This window comes from Streptomyces sp. NPDC043908 (assembly GCF_056435525.1).
The window spans coordinates 297650-313449 of record NZ_JBWKEI010000007.1 but is presented as its reverse complement, the minus strand read 5'-3'; the positions used below and the strand labels follow the sequence as shown (position 1 = coordinate 313449).

Below are 15800 nucleotides of genomic sequence, written 5' to 3'. Positions count from 1 at the left end.
CTGGTAGGACCATGACGCAGCCGTCCGCGCCGAGGCGCCACCTGCCCACCAGTCCCTTCAAAGCTCCGGTCGAGCCGCAGGCCAAGACCTTCGCCCTGGGCGACCGGGTCTCCCACGACCAGTTCGGCCTGGGCACGATCGTGGGCGTCGAGGACGGAGTCGCCATGCTCGTCGACTTCGGCTCCCGACGCGCCCGCATCCTGAGCCCCTACACCCGCATGCACCGCCTTTGACCCCAGCACCACCCACACCCAGACCGAGGCCCCGCCCACGATCAGCTGATCTGTGGACGGGGCTTTTGTCATTCAGGCCGTGCGCGTGCCGGTCGCTGAGGCCGTCGGTCCGTAGCGGCAGTCAGGGGCGGAAGCCGCCACATCCGTCGGCACGTCCAGTTCGCGCAGGAGCGCCAACTGAGCGAGGCAGCACTCGGCGAGGCGTCGCGCGTGCGCGTACTGGCGGACCGGAACGGCCTCCTCCCGCGCTTGACCCAGCTGACGGTGCGCCTCGGTGATGCCCAGCAGGACGCGGCTGCGTGCGGGAGCCTCGGCCGGCATCCGGCCGGCGGCGTCATCGAGGACCGGGAGCGCCACCATGAGGTAGCCGCGGGCGCGCTGTGTGGCCTCCGTCGCCGCGCTCAGATCGTGCGCCAGGTCTGCGGGCCCGGTGAGGAGCGTGCGACACCTCTGCTCGATGGCCTCCAGATCGGGGCCGGCCGGGCCGGACGCGGGGTCGTCGATCCGTTGACGGCCGAGGCGGATCAGCCGGTCCACGCCCCTCGGCGTGCAGAGGTCCCCGACGCCTCGGGGCGGCAGGAGCCAGTAGGGTCCGGGCCGGGCGGTGCGGTGCACATCGGGGACGCCGACGTAGGTCCCGTGAGCGAGGACCGGGGCATCGGTGCCGGTGTGCTCGATACGAGCGCCGACGGGGACGAGGACGTACTAGGAAACCCCCACGCCGTAGGCGTCGTGGATGACCGGGCCGTCCACGAGGCGGTCGAGACACGGGCGGACGACGTCCGGATGTCCGCTCTGCGCGACAGCGTGGATGATCTCGGCGGAGATGCGCACCGCGTCGAACGCGCGGCCGGTGGGCAGCATCGCCGTGCCACCTCGCTCCCACCCCAGCCACGCCTTCGACGGGGTGTCGAGTGCGGATGCGAGCCACTGCGCGATGCGGGGGTGTGCCGTCATCCCGACACCGCCCCCACCGCGGCAGCCACGGTGCAGCCGCGGTGCGCGTGCGTCGAGGCCTCACCGCCCTCGCCGATGACCACGAGGGTCACGATGTCCGCGCCGGTCTCGTGGCATGCCTCGCACCGCGGACCCTGTGCGGGGCCGTCCAAGGACTGCTGTTCAGCAGGGGGTTCTGGGGTCATGGCCAGCACGGTAGGGCGACCGATTGCGCGAGGTCCCCGCGATTGCGCCGGATTGCGGCTACAGATCCGCGGTTGGCTGCGATTGCGAACTGCGCTCCATGGAGGACCGGGCGCGACTGATCAGACGGCGGGCCTGCGGGCCGTACACCGCGCCTTCGGACAGCCACTCCCACGCCCGGGTGTAGAGGGCGAGGCTGTCCTCGTCGTCCAGCCACAGCTCGGCGTTGATCGTCTCGACGATGACGAGCCGCTGATCATAGATCCAGAACCCATGCGCCGGTGACCTCTTCAGCCGGGCTCCGAACGGGATGATGCCGAGCTCGATCGTGTCCAGGCCGATCAGGCTCGTCAGCCGGTCCAGTTGTTCAGCCATCACCTCGTACGGGCAGGTGACGACGTACAGGGCGGCCTCCCACACCAGAAAACGGAAGCGTCGCCCGGGTTCATACAGCGCCTCCTGGCGTCGGACCCGTGCGCGTACGGCCTCTTCGATGTCCCGGGGGAGCTGCCGGAAGTCGGCGTTGGACCGGAAGGTGGAGCGGGCGTACTCCGGTGTCTGGAACAGGCCCGGGATGCGCGCCACTTCCACGCCCCGGATCATCCGGGTGGCGGCGGTCTCCACGATGGCCTGCTCCTGGCGGGCGGCGCGGCCGCCGGCCAACTGGCGACGCCAGGAACGGTAGTGCGTCTCCAGACCGGTCAGCCGTCCCGTCAGCTCCGCCGCGAGGTCGGAGCGGCCGACTGCCTGGGCCCACTGCGTGAGATCGCCCTTCGAGGGGGTCTGCTTCCCGGTCTCCAGACGGCTCACCTTGGAGCGCTGCCACCCGAGGGCCGCCGCGATGCCCTTGCCGTCGAACCCTGCCTCGACGCGAAGCTCGCGCAAGCGCCCGCCGAGGGCAATGCGGGCGGACTGGAAGTCACTGCTCACACCACGGAACGTACCGCCCCGACGCCCTCGGCGGTACGGGCCGCATGGTGCCAGGCAGCATCGCGGGCCTGACAGGCAGCGAGGACTTCAGCCGGGTCCTCGCTGACGTACACCCCGAGGGTGGTGTCGGCCTCGTCGAACGCGAACCTGGCCAGGAAGCGGGAGTCGAACAGCCAGAAGTCGAAGTCGGGCAGACGCAACTCCTGGGCGCGGGCGCGGGTGAGGTAGCGGATGTCCTCACCGGCCGCCACGTTGCTGGGCGCACTCGCGAGAAGGAAGCGCTGCCCCTCCGTGACCGGGTCGTCGACGAGCCGTACCCGGCCGAAGAGCTTCCCGGCCGCTGTCTGCTCGGCCACGTTCTGCCGCCACGGGTTCTCGGGCTCGGCGGCGACGATGTCCTCGCCCGCCTGCCAGCGCCGCCACTTCTCGCTGGTGCGGTCAGTGGCGTAGCCGCGGCGCGTCTCCAGCCGCCAGGCGGTGTGCCGGAACTCGCGGAAGAGGTGAGCGATGGAGGAGAAGGGCTGAAGCTCGGGCGCGGCAGCACGAGGCGCGTAGCGAGTAATCAGAGCGCGTGGCACGCGTACGAACGTCTCATCGGGCTCCACGTCACGCAGCCGCACCAGATGCTGGGGGTCGGTCTCACGGACGCCCTGGACGAGGATCTCGTCGGTCTCGGGAATCTCGTACAGGGTGGGGCAGCCACCCTCGTCGCTGGTGGTGCCGATGAAGCGGAGCGTCACGGAGCCCTCCATCTGCTGAACGGAGGACCAGGATGCGGCGGATCGCGCGCGGGCGGGGGCGGATTGCAGCAGATTGCGAATGTGGACGTGCCGGGGGTGGCGGCGAGCGCCTCGGGCGTCGAGTGGGTGGAAGCCCCGCCCCTGTTCCCGTGACGTTCCCGCGGTCGCGAAAAGGATCAAGGCTCCACCCATACGTCCAGGTGAAGCCTTGATCAACGAGCGCTCGATTCGGGACCGTAAACCGAACCGAGCGCCCGGGCTCCGAAGTGGTGACCGCCCGACGGAACGAGGCTGGGCGCGACAGGACGTTCGCGCCGCCGGGCGGAGTTTGGTGGGGGAGGTGGCCGGCGGACGGAGTCCGGCGCGGCCGGGCGAAGCCTGCGGAGCAGTGCGAGGGCGGCCGATAGGAGTGGTCGTTCGCGCCGCCGGGCGGAGCCTGGTAGGGGAGGTGGCCCGGCGGACGGAGTCCGGCGCAGCCGGGCGAAGCCTGCGGAGCAGTGCGAGGGCGGCCGATGGGAGTGGCCGTTCGCGCCGCCGGGCGAGCCTGGTAGGGGAGGTGGCGGGATCGCGGCGGCGGGCGATTGGTTTGGTCCCGGCTTCTTCCTTCAGGTCAAGAAGGAGCCGGGGCAGACCTTGACCACCGCACTGGCATCGACGCGCCGCCGCGATCACCGAGTCGTCCGAGACCACCGGCCACCCCTCATCCGGGCCGATGGTTCGGACTGCGTACGGCACCCGACCTCCCGTCAGGGGCCGTACGCGGTCTGGGGGTTGTGAGCGGAGGATCAGTCCTCGCGCAGGGCGCGGACCGCCTCCTCCACGCGCTTGCCGTACTCGGCGTCCGCCGCGTGGAAGTGGGCCAGGTTCTTCTCGATCACGTCGTCGCGGGTCACCTGGGACAGGCCCCCGGCGATGTTCGCGACCAGGCGGGACTTCTCGTCGTCCGACATCAGGCGGTACAGCTCGCCCGCCTGGAAGAAGTCGTCGTCCTTGACGTGGGTCGGGGCCGCGTGGGTGCCGGTCCAGCCCGCGATCGCCAGCGGGGCGGAGAGCGCCTCGTCCGTCTGGGACGGGCCCGCGTAGGAGTTCGGCTCGTAGTTCTTGTCGTGGCGCGAGCCGTAGCGCGTCGCCATCAGACCGTCGCGGCCGTAGTTGTCCGCCACCGTCGCCCTCGGCGCGTTCACCGGCAGCTGGGTGTGGTTGACGCCCAGGCGGTAGCGGTGCGCGTCCGCGTACGCGAACAGGCGGCCCTGGAGCATCTTGTCGGGCGAGGGGCCGATGCCCGGAACGAAGTTGTTCGGGGAGAAGGCGGCCTGCTCGACCTCGGCGAAGACGTTGTCGGGGTTGCGGTCCAGGACCAGGCGCCCCACCCGCTGGAGCGGGTAGTCGGCGTGCGGCCACACCTTCGTCAGGTCGAAGGGGTTGAAGCGGTAGTCGGGCGCCTCGGACGCCGGCATGACCTGCACGTACAGCGTCCAGGACGGGTTCACGCCGCGCTCGATCGCCTGGAGGAGGTCGGTCTGGTGCGAGTTGGCGTCCTTGCCCGCCAGCTCCGCCGCCTGCTCGGACGACAGGCAGCGGATGCCCTGGTTGGTCTTGAAGTGGTACTTGACGAAGAACGCCTCGCCCGCCGCGTTCGTCCACTGGTAGGTGTGCGAGCCGTAGCCGTTCATGTGGCGGTACGACGCCGGGATGCCGCGGTCGCCCATCAGCCAGGTGATCTGGTGCGTGGCCTCGGGGGAGTGCGCCCAGAAGTCCCAGACGTTGTCCGGTTCCTGCCTGCCCGTGAACGGGTCGCGCTTCTGGGAGTGGATGAAGTCGGGGAACTTGATCGGGTCCTTGATGAAGAAGACCGGCGTGTTGTTGCCGACGAGGTCGTAGTTGCCGTCCTCGGTGTAGAACTTCAGCGCGAAGCCGCGCGGGTCGCGGACCGCGTCCGCGCCGCCGAGCGAGTCCGCCACCGTGGAGAAGCGGATGAACGTCTCGGTGCGCCTGCCGACCTGGGAGAGGAAGTCGGCCTTGGTGAAGCCGGTGACGTCGTCGGTCACCTCGAAGTAGCCGTACGCGCCGGAGCCGCGGGCGTGGACCACGCGCTCCGGGATCCGCTCACGGTTAAAGCGCGCCAGCTTCTCCAGCAGGTGCTGGTCCTGGAGGAGGATGGGGCCACCGACGCCGGCGGTGGCGGAGTTCTGGTTGTCGGCGACGGGGGCGCCGGACTCGGTCGTAAGCACGCGCTTCGACATCGTGACCTTCCGTACGGGAGCTGCACTGCTGAGCGGTCTGCGGTGTCAGGAGCGTAGGTACGCCCCGAAGCGAACGTCAACAGTTTGTTGAAAATGAAGTGGGGTGTTCCGGGCGGCGGCGACGCCTGGGCGCGACAGGACAGGTGTCGGCGCCACCGCCGCCCGGAAGTCTGGGGGAGCCGGAAGGCTCAGACGCGGGCGCCGGACAGGCGCTCGACCGCGCGCAGCAGCGCCGAGTGGTCGAGGCCGCCGTCGCCCTGGGCGCGCAGCGAGGCGACCAGCTGGGCCACCACCGCGCCGACCGGGAGCGCCGCGCCGACGTTGCGGGCGGCGTCGGTGACGATGCCCATGTCCTTGTGGTGCAGGTCGATGCGGAAGCCCGGCGCGAAGTCCCGCTTGAGGAAGTTGTCCTTCTTACGGGTCAGCACGGTCGAGCCGGCCAGACCGCCGTTGAGGACGTCCAGGGCCGCGGCGAGGTCCACGCCCGACTTCTCCAGGAAGACCACGGCCTCGGCGCACGCCTGGATGTTGACCGCCACGATGAGCTGGTTGGCGGCCTTCACCGTCTGGCCGGAGCCGTGCGGGCCGCAGAGCACGATGGTCTTGCCCAGCGCGTCGAAGATGTCCTTGGCCGCGTCGAAGTCGGCCTTGTCGCCGCCCACCATGATGGAGAGCACGGCCTCGATGGCGCCGGCCTCGCCGCCGGAGACCGGGGCGTCCAGGACGCGGATCCCCTTCTCCTCAGCGTTCTTGGCGAGGTCGACCGAGGTCTGCGGGGTGATCGAGGACATGTCGATCAGCAGGGCGCCCTTGCGGGCGTTGGCCAGGATGCCGTCCTCGCCGTAGGCGATGGCCTCGACCTGCGGGGACGCCGGGACCATCGTGATGATGACGTCCGCGTCCCTGACCGCGTCGGCGATCGAGGAGGCGGCGGTGCCACCGGCGGCGGCCAGCCGGTCCAGCTTGTCCTGCTCCAGGGTGAAGCCGGTGACCGGGTAACCGGCCTTGATCAGGTTCTCGGACATGGGGGAGCCCATGATGCCGAGGCCGATCCATGCGATCGTGGGAAGCGTGCTCATGTCGGGCCTCTCTCAACTGCGGTGGTGCGTCAGGAAGTTCGGGGGTCGGCCGAGCCGGGGGGAGGCCTCAGCGCGCCGCGCGGGCCTCGGCCGGCAGCCACGCGAAGGACGCGGCGGCGTCGGCGGCCTTGTACTCCAGGCCGACCCAGCCGTCGTAACCGGCCTTGGCCAGCTGGTCGAGCAGGGCGCCGAGCGGCAGCGAGCCGGTGCCCGGCGCACCGCGGCCCGGGTTGTCGGCGATCTGCACATGGCCGGTCTTGTCCGCGTAGGCCTCGATGACCTGGGAGACGTCCTCGCCGTTCATCGACAGGTGGTAGACGTCGAGGAGGAACTTGGCGTTGCCGAGACCGGTCGCCGCGTTCACCTTGTCGACGACCTCGATCGCGGCCGGGGCGCTCACCAGCGGGTAGAGCGGTGACTCCGGCTTGTTGAGGGCCTCGATCAGGAGGATCGCGTCGATCCGGTCGGCCGCGCGGGCGGCCAGTACCAGGTTCTCCAGCGCGAGCGCGTCCTGGACCTGCGGGTCGGCGCCCTCCACCCGGTTGCCGTACAGCGCGTTGAGCGCCCTGCAGCCCACCGAGGCGGCGAAGTCGGCCGCGACCTCGATGTTGGCGCGGAAGCGGTCCGACTCCTCGCCGGGTACGGAGAGGGCTCCGCGGTCGGGCCCCGGCAGGGCGCCCGCGTAGAAGTTCAGTCCCACGAGTCGGGTGCCGGCGTCGTCGAGCGCCTTCTTCAGGGCGTCGAGCTCGGCCTGCGCCGGGGTGGGGGTTTCGATCCAGGGCCACCACAGCTCGACCGCGGTGAAGCCGGCCGCGGCGGCGGCCGCGGGGCGCTCCAGGAGCGGGAGTTCCGTGAAGAGGATCGAGAGGTTCACATCGAAGCGCTGGTCCGAGCCGCGTCCATGCTCAAACAGGGGGGCCATGGGGTTCGGCTCCTTCCGTATTGCGGAAGTTAGTTTCTGCTTGATGGAAGGTTGCAGCGCGGGTGGCGGGCTTGTCAAGAGGGCCCGTCCGATTGGCCTCCCGGATCCCGCGATCCGGGCAGTAGGTTGTGCGCGTGCGATTGAGAGTGGAGTTCACGACCGAGCCCTTCGACCTCGACGAGGCGCCGCCGCACGCGGTGGCCGCCCGTGAGGTCCTGCAGACGGCGGCGCTCGACGCCGTGGACGTGGGGCCCTTCGGCAACACCGCCGAGGGCGGCGCCGACGAGGTGCTCACGGCCGTCGACGCGCTGCTGCGCCAGTCCCTGGCGGCCGGCGCCACCCGCGTCTCGCTCCAGGTGAACGTGGTGGGGGAGGGCGAGAAGTGACCGAGCCCGCCGACCACCCGCTGGTCACCGCGGTCAAGCCGCTGGTGGACGCCATGGGGGCGGAGATACTGGGCCCCGACCAGGCCCAGCCCGACGACGTGCTGCTCAGCTGGGAGGGCGAGGACGTCATCGCGGTGCGGCTGCCCCAGCTGTCGGACTCCCTCGACCACATCCTGGCCGCCCTGGAGCGCCGCCACGGCAGACCGCTGGCCGAGCTCGACCGCAAGGCCAAGCAGTCGGTCGTACGGACCCTGGAGGCGCGCGGAGCCTTCTCCGTACGCCATGGGGTGGAGACCGTCGCGTCCGCCCTCGGGGTCAGCCGCTTCACCGTGTACAACTACCTGAACAGGGAAAACGCGGCCCGAAGCGAGTGAGAACGCCCGCCCGCGAGTCGTGCTCGCCGAGCCGCCGTCCGAAAGTCCCGGGCGGCGGCTTTTTGTTGCTCCAAGTTTTCAACAAAGTGTTGACGTGATGTTTCCGAGGGCGTTAGCTATCCGCAGCCCGTCCAGCACCAAGGCCACGGAGGCCGTTCGTGACTTCGACCTCGACGCCGGGCCTCGCCCGGTTCAACACCTCCGACGACAGCACGGCGCTCGCCGTGCTCCACGAGGTGTGCGCCAGCTCGGCATGGGCGAGCAAGCTGCTCGCCCAGCGCCCGTACGCCACCGCCGACGCGCTCTTCACCGCAAGCGACGCCGCCATGGCCGAGCTGGACGTGAAGGACCTGGAAGAGGCGATGGCGGGGCACGCGCCGATCGGGCGGCCGAAGCCCGGCGACCCGACCTCCGCCCGCGAGCAGCGGGGGATGGCCGGCGCCACCGAGGAGCTCAGGGCCGAGATGCTCGCACTCAACCTGGCCTACCAGGACCGGTTCGGGCATGTCTTCCTGATCTGCGCCACCGGGGCCACCGGTGAGCAGATGCGCGACGCGATGAAGGCCAGGATCGGCAACACCGCCGAGGCGGAGCGCGAGATCGTGCGCGCCGAACTCGGGAAGATCAACCGGATCCGGCTGACCCGTCTCGTGGAAACAGAAGAAGAGGACAGCCACTGATGAGCACCGCGACCACCGCATCGGTGTCCACGCACATCCTGGACACCAGCGTCGGACGCCCCGCCGAGGGCGTCGCCGTCTCGCTCGCCGCCCGCTCGGGCCGCGACGCCGAGTGGGTGGCGCTCGGAGGCTCCGCGACCGACGCGGACGGGCGCTGCAAGGACCTTCCGGCGCTGCCGGAGGGCACGACCCATGTACGGCTCGACTTCGAGACCGAGACGTACTTCGCCAAGAAGCAAGCCGCCGAGGCGCAGCAGGACGCCCCCCGCGTAAGGGACAGCGGTGCGTTCTTCCCGGAGGTGGCGATCACGTTCGCCGTCGTGCCGGGCGAGCACTTCCACGTACCGCTGCTGCTCAACCCGTTCGGCTACTCCGTTTACCGAGGGAGCTAGCAGACAATGACCGACCTTTCCCGTACCACCCGCCCTGTGATCCTCGGACAGAACCAGTACGGCAAGGCGGAGAACCGCGTCGTCAAGATCACGCGGGACGGCGACACGCACCACATCAAGGACCTGAACGTCTCGGTCGCCCTCTCCGGCGACATGGAGGACGTCCACTACTCCGGCTCGAACGCGAACGTCCTGCCGACGGACACCACCAAGAACACGGTGTTCGCCTTCGCCAAGGAGCACGGCATAGAGTCCGCCGAGCAGTTCGGCATCCACCTCGCCCGCCACTTCGTGACGTCGCAGGAGCCGATCCACCGGGCGCGCATCCGCATCGAGGAGTACGCCTGGGAGCGGATCGCCACCTCCGACGCCAACTCCAAGTTCATCGGCTCGGACGAGGTACGGCACTCCTTCGCCCGCAAGGGCCAGGAACTGCGCACCACCCAGATCACCTTCGACGGTGAGAACTGGGAGGTCATCTCCGGTCTGAAGGACCTGACGGTCATGAACTCCACCAACTCGGAGTTCTGGGGTTACGTCAAGGACAAGTACACGACGCTGAAGGAGGCGTACGACCGCATCCTGTGCACCGACGTCTCCGCCGCCTGGCGTTACCACTGGTCCAGCGACGACGACCGGATGCCCAACTGGGAGAAGTCGTACGAGCAGGCCAAGAAGCACATCCTGCAGGCCTTCGCCGAGACGTACTCGCTCTCCCTCCAGCAGACCCTGTACCAGATGGGTGCGCGGGTCATCAACAGCCGCAGCGAGATCGACGAGATCCGCTTCTCGCTGCCGAACAACCACCACTTCCTGGTCGACCTGGAGCCGTTCGGGCTCAAGAACGACAACGAGGTCTACTTCGCGGCCGACCGGCCCTACGGTCTGATCGAGGCGACGATCCTGCGGGACGGTGTCGAGCCGCGCATCCCCGTCGACATGACCAACCTCTGACGCGGAGCGCCCCCGGACTCCGCCGCCCGGGGGCGCGTTCCTCACTCGGCACCCGTGGGCCACCCGGCCCCGGCACTCAAATCCTCTAGGGTCCTGCCGTGCCCACTCGTCTCAGCAGCAGAAAAAGAGGAAGCACGATGGCACCATCGGCAGCCCAGCGCATCGTCATCGAGAACTGTGCGATCGCGACCGTAGACGCCGACGACACCGAGTACGCCTCGGGACACCTCGTCGTCGCCGGCAACACGATCGAGTCGATCGGCGCGGGCAGTGCCCCGCAGGGCCTGGAAAGCGTGGTCCGCCGCATCGACGGCACCGGCCACCTGGTGACCCCCGGCCTGGTCAACACGCACCACCACTTCTACCAGTGGATCACGCGCGGCCTGGCCACCGACCACAACCTCTTCAACTGGCTCGTGGCGCTCTACCCCACCTGGGCCCGCATCGACGAGCAGATGGGCCGCGTCGCGGCGCAGGGCTCGCTCGCCATGATGGCCCGCGGCGGCGTGACCACCGCGATGGACCACCACTACGTCTACCCGAAGGGCGCCGGGGACCTGTCGGGCGCGATCATCGGCGCCGCCTCCGAGATGGGGGTCCGCTTCACTCTCGCCCGCGGCTCCATGGACCGCAGCAAGAAGGACGGCGGGCTGCCGCCGGACTTCGCCGTCGAGACCCTGGAGGGCGCGCTCGCCGGGACCGAGGAGACCGTGGACCGCTTCCACGACGCCTCGTTCGGCGCGATGACGCAGGTGGCGGTGGCCCCGTGCTCGCCGTTCTCGGTCTCCACCGAGCTGATGAAGCAGGGCGCGGAGCTGGCCCGCCGCAAGGGCGTACGGCTGCACACCCACGGCTCGGAGACCGTGGAGGAGGAGCAGTTCTGCAAGGAGCTGTTCGGCATGGGCCCCACCGACTACTTCGAGTCGACCGGCTGGCTCGGCGAGGACGTGTGGATGGCGCACTGCGTCCACATGAACGACTCCGACATCGCCGCCTTCGCCCGCACCGGCACCGGCGTCGCCCACTGCCCCTCCTCCAACGCGCGCCTGGCCGCCGGTATCGCCCGGGTCCCCGACATGCTGAAGGCGGGTGTCCCGGTCGGTCTCGGTGTCGACGGCACCGCCTCCAACGAGTCCGGCGAACTCCACACGGAACTGCGCAACGCGCTCCTGATCAACCGTCTCGGCGCCCACCGCGAGGCGGCCCTGAACGCCCGTCAGGCGCTGCGGCTCGGTACGTACGGAGGCGCCCAGGTGCTCGGCCGCGCCGCCGAGATCGGCTCCCTCGAAGCCGGCAAGCTCGCCGACTTCGTGCTCTGGAAGCTCGACACCCTCGCCCACGCCTCCATCTCCGACCCGGTCACCGCCCTGGTCTTCGGCGCCGCCGCCCCGGTGACGGCGTCGTTTGTGAACGGCAAGCAGATCGTCGAGGACAACCGGCTCCTCAACGTCGACGAGGACGCCATCGCCCGCGCCACGCGGGACGAGGCGCAGCGCCTCGCGCGGATCGCCGCGCAGGGCTGATCCCGGACCGGGATTCCCGCCCAGGAGTCCGGCCGAGGGGGACGGCCCTCGGCCGGTCGCCGTGGACCCGAGCGGGGTCCGCGGCAGCCGCGCCCGGGAAGCGCGCACCACCTATACGTGCGCGCTTCCCGGGACGGTGACCCGTGCCCATCCCCGCACGGCGCACCACCCGTACCGCCCGCACCTCCCGTACCCGTACGCGACCCTGCCGTACGCCGTACGCGACACCGCCGCACCCCGCACGCGTCACCCCGCACCACCTCCCTGACACCCGCGTCGCCGCCGACGCGTAACCGACCGGAGGAACCGCCCGTGGCCCCGCAGCCCAGGTTTCGCAACGACGTCAGTGCTCCCGACCCCGCCCACGAGAAACACCCGGTCGACGAGACCCTGCCTCCCCTGAAGATGTTCACCAGCGGCCTCCAGCACGTGGCCGCGATGTACGCGGGCGTGGTGGCCCCGCCCATGGTCGTCGGACCCGCCGTCGGGCTCACCCCCGCGGAGACCGCGTTCCTGATCGGCGCGAGCCTCTTCACCGCCGGGCTCGCCACCCTGCTCCAGACCCTCGGGTTCTGGAAGGTCGGCGCCCGGCTGCCGTTCGTCAACGGCGTCTCGTTCGCCGGAGTCACCCCGATGATCGCCATCGGCAAGGACCGCGGCCACGAGGGCATGGCCGTCATCTTCGGGGCGGTGATCGTCGCCAGCGTGCTGGGCTTCCTGCTCGCCCCGTACTTCAGCAGGCTGCTCCGCTTCTTCCCGCCCGTCGTCACCGGCACCGTGATCACCCTGATAGGCGTCTCGCTGCTCCCGGTGGCCTTTCGCTGGGCCCAGGGCGGCAACGCCGCGGCCCACGACTACGGTTCGATGAAGAACATCGGCATGGCCGCGCTCACCCTGGTGATCGTCCTCGCCCTGCGCAGGCTGCTGCGCGGCTTCCTCCAGCAGATCGCGATCCTGCTCGGACTGGTCGTCGGCACCCTGGTCGCCGTGCCGTTCCACATGACCAGCCTGGACGCGATCCGCGGCGCGGACGCGGTCGGCTTCCCCACGCCGTTCCACTTCGGCGCCCCGCACTTCGAGGCCGCCGCCATCGTCTCGATGTGCATCGTGATGCTGGTCTGCATGACCGAGTCGACCGCCGACATGCTGGCGCTCGGCAAGATCGTCGGACGGCCCGCCGACGAGCGGACCATCGAGGGCGGACTGCGCGCCGACACCCTCGGCAGCGCGCTCAGCCCGCTCTTCAACGGCTTCATGGCGAGCGCCTTCGCCCAGAACATCGGCCTGGTCGCGATGACCAGGGTGCGCAGCCGCTTCGTGGTCGCCACCGGCGGCGGCATCCTCATCCTGCTCGGGCTCTGCCCGGTGGCCGCGTCCGTGATCGCGCTCGTACCGCTGCCGGTGCTCGGCGGCGCGGGCATCGTCCTGTTCGGCTCGGTCGCGGCCAGCGGCATCCAGACCCTCGCCACCGCCGCCCTGGAGCAGAGCGAGAACGCCCTGATCGTCGCCGCGGCGCTCGGCATCGGGCTGATCCCCATCGCCGCGCCGACCTTCTACCACGCCTTCCCGGAGAACGTCCGCGTGGTGCTCGACTCCGGTATCTCCACCGGCTGCGTGGTGGCGATCGTGCTCAACCTTGCCTTCAACCACCTGGGGAGGAAGGCGAGTTCGCCGGACGGGGCCCCGGTGATCGCGGAGCCCGTGGTGGCCGCGCACTGAGCCCGCCCCGCCCCGCCCGGCCCGCACGCGAGCGGCGCGTACGACACCTACCCCGTGTCGTACGCGCCGCTCTGTCATACGGCCGGCTCAGCCGATGTGGTACGGATCGCCGTAGACTTTCCAGTCCAGCGGCGTGTTCAGGTTGAGGTTGCCCTTCTTGAGGAACACCCGCTGCTCGGTGTCGACACGGCTGGTGTCGCTGTGCGCCTCCTCCTGCTTCATCGCCCAGACGCGGGCGTCGAGGAAGGCGTTGAGGTACTTCGTCTCGTCGCCGCCCTGGGACGGCGGTTTCGCCTTGGCCAGCGCCTTCTTGCGGATGCTGCTGAAGCTGGTCGGGTCGCCGCCGTCGCCGTGCATGACGATGGCGTCGTAGTAGATGAACTGCCCGAGCGTGCCCACACCGTCGGCCTTGCCCTGCTTGACGGCGGGGTTGAAGTAGACGCGGTCCCGCTCGTCGTTCTGGGCGTTCTTGAAGGCGGTCTCGGAGGCGGCCGTCTTCCAGTCCCTGGTGAAGTTGGGGTCGAGCCCGGCGTGCGAGTCGCTCCCGTTCACCTTGCGCAGCGCGGGCAGGTACTTCTGGAGCACGTTCCCGGGCTCGCGGGCCGAGTACAGCTCGACCAGGTCGAGCATGTCACCGGTGCCGGAGCAGAACCCGATGATGCCGGCCGTGTAGCCCCGGCCGTCGTCGATGTCCTCGATGTACTTGTACTGGGCCTTCCAGTTCAGTGAGGAGTTCTCCGCGCTGGAGACGAGCTCCATCGCGATTTCCTTCTTGGCCGGGTCGTCGAGCCCGGTAGCCGCTGCTGCCATGGGGGCATTGTGGCTGGTCGCGGCGGTGGCGGTGGCCGCGGGGAGCGCGATCACGGCGGCGCCGAGCACGGCGGACGCGGTGATCCGCAGACGTCGTGCGAGGGCGCTGGAGTGGGGGGTGAGCACCTGACCTCCTGGGGGAGTCGGTCGTTCCCTGTTTTGTTAGGAAACTTTCCTACCACTGCCGTGGAGAGCCGTACACCCTTGCGGCAAAAGGAAGTTGAAGATTCGGCGCGGTTCGGGTTCAGTTCACCCGGTGAATGAATCGAGCCGGGTGGAGGCCTTCAGCGACGGCGTCTTCGCCATCGCGATCACCCTTCTGATCCTGGAAATCAAGGTGCCCCCGCACGCGGGCGACCACCTCTGGAGCGACCTGGGGCACCAGTGGCCCTCGTACGCCGCCTATGTGGTGAGCTTCCTGGTCATCGGCATCATGTGGGTCAACCACCACACGCTGTTCAGCTATGTGGTACGCGTCGACCGCACACTGATGTTCCTCAATCTGCTGCTGCTCATGACGGTCGCGGCGATCCCCTGGCCGGCCGGGCTGATGGCCGAATACCTACGGGAGGGCGACGCCTCGCACGTGGCCGCCGCCGTCTACAGCGGGCTCATGGTGGTCATGGCCCTCAACTTCCAGGCGCTGTGGTGGCATGTGACCCGCACCGGCCACCTCTTCGACGAACGCGTCGACTTCACCGCCGCCCGCGCCACCCGCGCCCGCTTCGCCGTCGGCTCGCTCGCCTATCCGGCGACGGTCCTGCTCGCCTTCGTCTCGGCGCCGCTGACGCTCGCCGCGCACGGCGTACTGGCCGTGTACTACGGCTTCAACCAGCTCAAGGTCCCGACCAAGCAACCAGCCTGACGCAGCGTCAGGCCGCGGGCACCGGTGTGCCCGCGGCCTCGACCGCGGTCTCCCTCGGCTTTCGTGTCGCGGGGCAGGTTGTTCCCCGGCCGGGCTCAGGCGGTCCAGCCCGGATCCCGCCCGCTGAGCCCCACCACCCGGTCGAGCGCCGGGGCGTCCCGGGGCACCTCCACGACCGGCCCGAACGCGGGTGCGCGCATCGCGTCGTCGCGGCTCGCCTCGAAGAAGCCGTGGACCACCGCCAGACTCGCCGCGCCCGGATCGTAGGGCTGCCCGGTCGCCCGCGCCAGGTCCCAGCCGTGGACGACCAGTTCGTTGAGCGCGACCACGCCCGCGATCGCGGCGGGGAACGTGAAGCCGCCCGCCTGGGTGTCACCGTCCCAGGCCTCCGGCGCGCGCCACGCCTCGGCCAGCGCCGCGAGACGCCCGGGCATCCCGGCGCGCCAGTCGGCGGGCGGCACGGGGGTGACCGACCCCGGGTCGGTGGCGGTCGCGGAGCCGAAGTCCTTGCGGGCGGCCGCCTCGAAGGCGGTGGTCAGTCCGTCGAGGTGCCCGATGAGCTCGCGTACTGAGTACTCGGGGCACGGTGTAGGCGCCGCGAGCTGCTCCTCGCGTACACCGCCGAGCAGACGGGCCACGGCGTCGGCGGCGGGCCCGAGGTCGGGGCGGGGGGACTGCGGGTGAGTGTCCATGCCGGTACAGACCGGTCCGGCGGGCGGAACTCATCGAAGGGCGGGAGGAATTCCCGGCCGGACCCGGATCGTCCGCCCCCTTGCCGTGCGCCGCCGACTGTGCGATATAGGTCTGGAC

At 70.1% G+C, this 15800-nt stretch carries 20 protein-coding genes; 10 read left to right on the top strand and 10 right to left on the bottom strand.

Annotated elements, in window-relative coordinates; all coding sequences use genetic code 11:
• Window positions 1-11 precede the first annotated feature (11 nt).
• Window positions 12-233 (top strand): hypothetical protein, encoded by a 222-nt coding sequence (locus tag AC069K_RS18275; RefSeq protein ID WP_067166032.1) that lies wholly within the window; start codon window positions 12-14, stop codon window positions 231-233.
• Window positions 234-305: 72 nt separating this feature from the next.
• Here AC069K_RS18275 and AC069K_RS18270 read toward each other — a convergent pair whose 3' ends face one another.
• The 8 genes from AC069K_RS18270 to AC069K_RS18235 all read right to left on the bottom strand — a co-directional run bounded on the left by AC069K_RS18270 (window position 306) and on the right by AC069K_RS18235 (window position 7287).
• Window positions 306-770, bottom strand: coding sequence for a DUF6415 family natural product biosynthesis protein (locus AC069K_RS18270; protein ID WP_478617324.1), 465 nt, complete (start codon window positions 768-770; stop codon window positions 306-308).
• Window positions 771-938: 168 nt separating this feature from the next.
• A complete protein-coding gene (locus AC069K_RS18265; RefSeq protein ID WP_478617321.1) occupies window positions 939-1190 on the bottom strand; it encodes a hypothetical protein in 252 nt (83 codons plus the stop codon).
• Complete coding sequence (locus tag AC069K_RS18260) at window positions 1187-1375, bottom strand: hypothetical protein (RefSeq protein ID WP_478617318.1); 189 nt, start codon at window positions 1373-1375, stop codon at window positions 1187-1189. Before AC069K_RS18260 ends, AC069K_RS18265 begins: the two co-directional genes overlap by 4 nt.
• Before the next feature lie 58 nt (window positions 1376-1433).
• Window positions 1434-2303 carry a helix-turn-helix domain-containing protein gene (locus AC069K_RS18255; RefSeq protein ID WP_478617315.1) on the bottom strand — a complete coding sequence of 290 codons (870 nt, stop codon included), beginning with the start codon at window positions 2301-2303 and terminating at the stop codon, window positions 1434-1436.
• Window positions 2300-3043 (bottom strand): DUF6879 family protein, encoded by a 744-nt coding sequence (locus tag AC069K_RS18250; protein ID WP_478617312.1) that lies wholly within the window; start codon window positions 3041-3043, stop codon window positions 2300-2302. The genes AC069K_RS18255 and AC069K_RS18250 overlap by 4 nt, the downstream gene beginning before the upstream one ends.
• 785 nt (window positions 3044-3828) lie before the next feature.
• Window positions 3829-5286 (bottom strand): catalase, encoded by a 1458-nt coding sequence (locus AC069K_RS18245; RefSeq protein ID WP_358831665.1) that lies wholly within the window; start codon window positions 5284-5286, stop codon window positions 3829-3831.
• A 188-nt stretch (window positions 5287-5474) separates the two neighbouring features.
• Window positions 5475-6365: a 2-hydroxy-3-oxopropionate reductase gene (locus AC069K_RS18240; RefSeq protein WP_365102852.1), complete on the bottom strand. Its 891-nt coding sequence runs from the start codon at window positions 6363-6365 to the stop codon at window positions 5475-5477.
• Window positions 6366-6432: 67 nt separating this feature from the next.
• Complete coding sequence (locus AC069K_RS18235; RefSeq protein WP_478617308.1) at window positions 6433-7287, bottom strand: TIM barrel protein; 855 nt, start codon at window positions 7285-7287, stop codon at window positions 6433-6435.
• Between the two features lie 134 nt (window positions 7288-7421).
• On the opposite strand from AC069K_RS18235, the gene AC069K_RS18230 reads away from it, so the two are divergent.
• The 8 genes from AC069K_RS18230 to AC069K_RS18195 all read left to right on the top strand — a co-directional run bounded on the left by AC069K_RS18230 (window position 7422) and on the right by AC069K_RS18195 (window position 13315).
• The gene (locus AC069K_RS18230; protein ID WP_358831668.1) at window positions 7422-7673 is read left to right on the top strand and encodes a YkoF family thiamine-binding protein; all 252 of its coding nucleotides are present in this window, start codon (window positions 7422-7424) and stop codon (window positions 7671-7673) included.
• Entirely contained in the window at window positions 7670-8047 is a 378-nt protein-coding gene (locus tag AC069K_RS18225; RefSeq protein WP_365102846.1) for a helix-turn-helix domain-containing protein, read from the top strand. The genes AC069K_RS18230 and AC069K_RS18225 overlap by 4 nt, the downstream gene beginning before the upstream one ends.
• 158 nt (window positions 8048-8205) lie before the next feature.
• Window positions 8206-8727, top strand: a complete 522-nt coding sequence (uraD, locus tag AC069K_RS18220) for a 2-oxo-4-hydroxy-4-carboxy-5-ureidoimidazoline decarboxylase (protein ID WP_478617303.1) — start codon at window positions 8206-8208, stop codon at window positions 8725-8727.
• Window positions 8727-9119 carry a hydroxyisourate hydrolase gene (gene uraH / locus AC069K_RS18215; RefSeq protein ID WP_365102840.1) on the top strand — a complete coding sequence of 131 codons (393 nt, stop codon included), beginning with the start codon at window positions 8727-8729 and terminating at the stop codon, window positions 9117-9119. Before uraD ends, uraH begins: the two co-directional genes overlap by 1 nt.
• A 6-nt stretch (window positions 9120-9125) precedes the next feature.
• Window positions 9126-10073, top strand: a complete 948-nt coding sequence (pucL, locus tag AC069K_RS18210; protein WP_358831420.1) for a factor-independent urate hydroxylase — start codon at window positions 9126-9128, stop codon at window positions 10071-10073.
• A 137-nt stretch (window positions 10074-10210) separates the two neighbouring features.
• A complete protein-coding gene (locus AC069K_RS18205) occupies window positions 10211-11596 on the top strand; it encodes an 8-oxoguanine deaminase (RefSeq protein WP_478617297.1) in 1386 nt (461 codons plus the stop codon).
• Window positions 11597-11739: 143 nt separating this feature from the next.
• A complete protein-coding gene (locus tag AC069K_RS18200; protein WP_478617294.1) occupies window positions 11740-11889 on the top strand; it encodes a hypothetical protein in 150 nt (49 codons plus the stop codon).
• Between the two features lie 19 nt (window positions 11890-11908).
• On the top strand, window positions 11909-13315 hold the full coding sequence (locus AC069K_RS18195) for a nucleobase:cation symporter-2 family protein (RefSeq protein WP_478617291.1): 1407 nt from the start codon (window positions 11909-11911) through the stop codon (window positions 13313-13315).
• An 87-nt stretch (window positions 13316-13402) separates the two neighbouring features.
• Here the strand turns inward: AC069K_RS18195 and AC069K_RS18190 are convergent, their stop codons facing one another.
• Window positions 13403-14251, bottom strand: coding sequence for a chitosanase (locus AC069K_RS18190; protein ID WP_478617288.1), 849 nt, complete (start codon window positions 14249-14251; stop codon window positions 13403-13405).
• Window positions 14252-14381: 130 nt separating this feature from the next.
• Between AC069K_RS18190 and AC069K_RS18185 the strand changes: the two genes are divergently transcribed.
• Entirely contained in the window at window positions 14382-14990 is a 609-nt protein-coding gene (locus tag AC069K_RS18185) for a TMEM175 family protein (protein WP_478617285.1), read from the top strand.
• Window positions 14991-15085: 95 nt separating this feature from the next.
• Here AC069K_RS18185 and AC069K_RS18180 read toward each other — a convergent pair whose 3' ends face one another.
• Window positions 15086-15682: a TIGR03086 family metal-binding protein gene (locus AC069K_RS18180; RefSeq protein WP_478617282.1), complete on the bottom strand. Its 597-nt coding sequence runs from the start codon at window positions 15680-15682 to the stop codon at window positions 15086-15088.
• Between the last annotated feature and the right edge of the window lie 118 nt (window positions 15683-15800).

Bases quoted from the DNA above. Each gene is read 5' to 3' on its own strand.
- pucL (WP_358831420.1), top strand. From the start codon at position 9,126: ATGACCGACCTTTCCCGTACCACCCGCCCTGTGATCCTCGGACAGAAC.
- AC069K_RS18260 (WP_478617318.1), bottom strand. From the start codon at position 1,375: ATGACCCCAGAACCCCCTGCTGAACAGCAGTCCTTGGACGGCCCCGCA.
- AC069K_RS18205 (WP_478617297.1), top strand. From the start codon at position 10,211: ATGGCACCATCGGCAGCCCAGCGCATCGTCATCGAGAACTGTGCGATC.
- AC069K_RS18245 (WP_358831665.1), bottom strand. From the start codon at position 5,286: ATGTCGAAGCGCGTGCTTACGACCGAGTCCGGCGCCCCCGTCGCCGAC.
- AC069K_RS18240 (WP_365102852.1), bottom strand. From the start codon at position 6,365: ATGAGCACGCTTCCCACGATCGCATGGATCGGCCTCGGCATCATGGGC.
- AC069K_RS18265 (WP_478617321.1), bottom strand. From the start codon at position 1,190: ATGACGGCACACCCCCGCATCGCGCAGTGGCTCGCATCCGCACTCGAC.
- AC069K_RS18180 (WP_478617282.1), bottom strand. From the start codon at position 15,682: ATGGACACTCACCCGCAGTCCCCCCGCCCCGACCTCGGGCCCGCCGCC.
- AC069K_RS18235 (WP_478617308.1), bottom strand. From the start codon at position 7,287: ATGGCCCCCCTGTTTGAGCATGGACGCGGCTCGGACCAGCGCTTCGAT.
- uraH (WP_365102840.1), top strand. From the start codon at position 8,727: ATGAGCACCGCGACCACCGCATCGGTGTCCACGCACATCCTGGACACC.
- AC069K_RS18275 (WP_067166032.1), top strand. From the start codon at position 12: ATGACGCAGCCGTCCGCGCCGAGGCGCCACCTGCCCACCAGTCCCTTC.